Source organism: Desulfosarcina sp., from assembly GCF_041551955.1.
GTDB lineage: Bacteria > Desulfobacterota > Desulfobacteria > Desulfobacterales > Desulfosarcinaceae > Desulfosarcina.
In genome coordinates, this window is record NZ_JBFELV010000504.1 from 1 (window position 1) to 3,425 (window position 3,425).

At 54.3% G+C, this 3,425-nt stretch carries 3 protein-coding genes; 1 reads left to right on the top strand and 2 read right to left on the bottom strand.

What is annotated here, in order from left to right:
* Window positions 1–262 precede the first annotated feature (262 nt).
* Entirely contained in the window at window positions 263–1,255 is a 993-nt protein-coding gene (locus tag ABYV26_RS23205) for a DnaJ domain-containing protein (RefSeq protein ID WP_372683729.1), read from the bottom strand.
* An 84-nt stretch (window positions 1,256–1,339) separates the two neighbouring features.
* Between ABYV26_RS23205 and ABYV26_RS23210 the strand changes: the two genes are divergently transcribed.
* The gene (locus ABYV26_RS23210) at window positions 1,340–2,539 is read left to right on the top strand and encodes an MFS transporter (protein WP_372683730.1); all 1,200 of its coding nucleotides are present in this window, start codon (window positions 1,340–1,342) and stop codon (window positions 2,537–2,539) included.
* Between the two features lie 293 nt (window positions 2,540–2,832).
* Here the strand turns inward: ABYV26_RS23210 and ABYV26_RS23215 are convergent.
* Window positions 2,833–3,425 (bottom strand): saccharopine dehydrogenase family protein (locus tag ABYV26_RS23215; RefSeq protein ID WP_372683731.1); only part of this gene is annotated, 593 nt, incomplete at its 5' end.

Below are 3,425 nucleotides of genomic sequence, written 5' to 3' on the forward strand. Positions count from 1 at the left end.
CGCCTCCGGCACCCCAACAGCCCTGATCAACTGCCATCGGAATAATACTGGCGGCATCGGTTAACCAACCGATGCCGCCGGTCTTTACCGCATTGCTTTAGATGCTCCGGATTGATGAACCTGAAAAAAGTCAAATATCCGACGGCTCCGTAAAAAGGCCGAGATCAAGGCTTGCGAATACCGAGGAATGAGGCGTACTGACGGTACGCCGCAGTGACGAGGGATGAAGCGTAACGCAGATATCGGGCTGTTTACGAAGCCGTCAAGATTTACGCTTCAACAATTTCTCATAGGCCGCAGCGAGCTTGACAAAGGTATCCGGATCACCGCCCTTGTCAGGGTGATGCCTCAAGGCCAGTTTGCGGTATTGCCGAGTCAGCGCACGGCAATCCATATTATTCAACGCATCCACCGTCACGCCAAACAACCGGGCGGATTCGACCAGACTGACCTGAACACTTTCCGGCGGCCGATGGATTCGGTGGCGATTCATGAAATCCCGCAAATATTCCCGGAACGGATCGCCGGAGGGAAACCAGCTGTCGAAATACATGACCGCGTAACGCACCAGATGTTGTTGCAGCCCGGATTCACCATCGCTGCCCACCCAAAACGCGTCATCCCGGCTGAGTTGACACAGGGTTGTGACGAAAAACCGGTCCATGCGGTCCTGATCGAGGCCTTCGGGGTGGCTGCGCGCAAAATTTTCACTGAAATACCGCTGCAGGTCAAAAACCTGATACGTGTAATGGGCCAGTTCCTGCGGTTTAAGGATACGCTCCGCTTCCATAAAATCGTATTCGATCTCATCACGGGACTTGTGGGCAAGGGGTGCGTACCACCGATCCGGGATACAACCGAAATTCCGGTGGCTTACCCGTCCCATCTTGAGATATTGCAGGCGGTATCGGTCGAATTGATGAATGGCGTCGGCAGGGGCACACGCATTGGAAGGTGGAGCGGTTCGCGTTTTTCGATCGAATCCATCGATCACGCGTCGGATGTGCGGCCGTAGAAAAGGCATAAAAACCGGCTCCAGGTCATCCTGGGAGACTGAAAAACCCTGGTCGGCGATGGCGTCTTCCACTACGGTGTCGATGTAAAAGCCATTGCCACCGGGATAGATGATAAAGCGCGACGGGTCGTCACCCAGATCGAACAGGTCTCGACTGCGATAGCAATCGCCATCGGCGTAGGATTGTCGGATGATATACCGGCGGCTGTTGTTCTTATGGGACAATCGGGCAAGGTACATGGCGCTGCACTTCCCTTCCAAAACAATTGGCCAATAAAAGAAGATAACCGTTCATACCAAAAATACAACTTTTCATGGACCCTCATGCAACCCATCGCCGATCCAACCACCATCAATGGGCCACTGCCGAACAGGCGTGTCAACCTGCGAGGTGTCATCGCCGTTTCCATCGGCCACTTCATCCACGACGTCTATTCCAGCTTTCTGGCACCGCTGCTGCCGCTGCTCATCGAAAAGCTCTCCATGACCCTGACCCAAGCCGGCCTGCTCTCCACGGTGATGCAGCTACCCGCATTGATCAACCCGTGGATCGGTTCACTGGCCGATCGTATCAGCGTCCGTTGGTTTCTCATTCTGGCGCCGGCCTTGACCGCCGTCCCCATGAGCCTGATCGGCGTCGCACCCTCCTATGGCATGCTGCTGATTCTGATGCTTTTTGCCGGCATCAGCGTATCCGTGTTTCACGTGCCGGCACCGGTGGTGGTGGCTCGTATGTCCGGAGACCGAAAAGGCATGGGCATGTCTTTTTTCATGGTCGGCGGGGAAGCGGCCCGCGCCGTCGGCCCGATGGTGGCGGTAGGCCTGGTTGCCCTGATGGGGTTGGACGGCTTCTATCCGGTCATGGTGGTCAGTTTTGTCTGCTCGGCGCTGCTGCTCCTGGCGACCCGGGATCTTCCGGTGACCCGAACCGCCACCGCACCAGTGCCATTGACGAAAACCTGGCGCGACATGCGCCATATCCTGATGCCGATTACCGGCATCCTGGTGGCCAGAGGCTTCATGCACGGTTGCATGACCTCGTTTCTGCCCACCTTTATCGCCATGAACACGGGGAATCTGTGGTTGGCCGGCGCCGGACTGACCATCTTTGAAATCGCCGGCGTCGCAGGCGTCATGGTGGCCGGCACCCTGAGCGATCGATTCGGTCGCCGACGGTTGCTGACCATGTCCTTGCTGGGCGCACCGATATCGTTGTTGGGGTTTGTCTGGATGGGCGGGTGGGTCGCGTATGCCATGCTGGTGCTCACCGGGTTCACCTTGTTGTCCACGACCCCGGTGATGCTCGCATTGGTGCAGGAAAACGCCGTTGAGAGCCCCTCTGCCGCCAACGGGCTGTTCATGATGATTTCATTCCTGGCCCGCTCGGCGGTGGTGGTAATCGTCGGCATGACCGGGGATCTGATCGGATTGAAAGCCACCTATATCATTTTCGCCTTGGTTGGATTCATCGGTCTGCCCTTTGTCTTTCGATTGCCTGCCGATACCCAAACGAAAACCGTTTAGCGATGGCTCCTGCCGATTCACAGGCAACCATTCCGAATCTGAAATTAAAGTAACACTGGAGATAAATTTGGATCGGGCGGTGCCTGCGCGCAAGCACCGACAATCCCATAAGCAGAAGGGAGGATTATCAAGGATGACACAACCAAAGGAGGTACACCCTGATCCACTGAAGAAGATCGATCCTTACCGGCATCCAGGATGACGACGTGAAGCACGCGGCCCCATGGAGCATGGTGGTGAACCCGCTTGGTATTAAACCATAGCCATCTTTTTTTAATGAAATCTGGAAATCATCAACCCGCGATTGATCCGCCATGGGGCTCCCCATTAAAGAGCCTGCCATGGTCGGTCTTTAGAAATTCCTCGAATGAAACCATTTCCTGTTTAATAAACCCGCTGCTTGTGATGGAACCGTTGTTAACCATTTCCACGATTGCGCACAGTGAGGCGGCTGTCGTCCATGAAATGGCACTCCATGACTTCCCGTCAATTTCCTTTGGGAAATATGCATTGACAAATTCATCTCGAACCAGCTGTTTGCTTTGCCAACCCTCGACAGACGCATGAACATAGACGACATCCTTCTTAACCGGCGGTTTTGCATTCGTCAGAATTTCCCCGGCCATTGTCCGATTCTCTCTCATTAATAATTCATGGAAGAGAAAATTCATTAATTTGACATGACCAGGGTACCGGATACTTTTATAGTCCAGATTTTCAATAACGCCCAAATAGGTGTCGCACATGGTTCCCAAGCCGCCCGATGTGGTGAACGCCTCCAAGGGGATGCCATTGATTACCAGCTTTTCAACCCATTCCATCGGAGAGATCCATTTGTGAACCCCGTCTTCGATCACTTCGCATTCGTTTAAATACTCGTTGACGA

Bases quoted from the DNA above. Each gene is read 5' to 3' on its own strand.
- ABYV26_RS23205 (WP_372683729.1), bottom strand. From the start codon at position 1,255: ATGTACCTTGCCCGATTGTCCCATAAGAACAACAGCCGCCGGTATATC.
- ABYV26_RS23210 (WP_372683730.1), top strand. From the start codon at position 1,340: ATGCAACCCATCGCCGATCCAACCACCATCAATGGGCCACTGCCGAAC.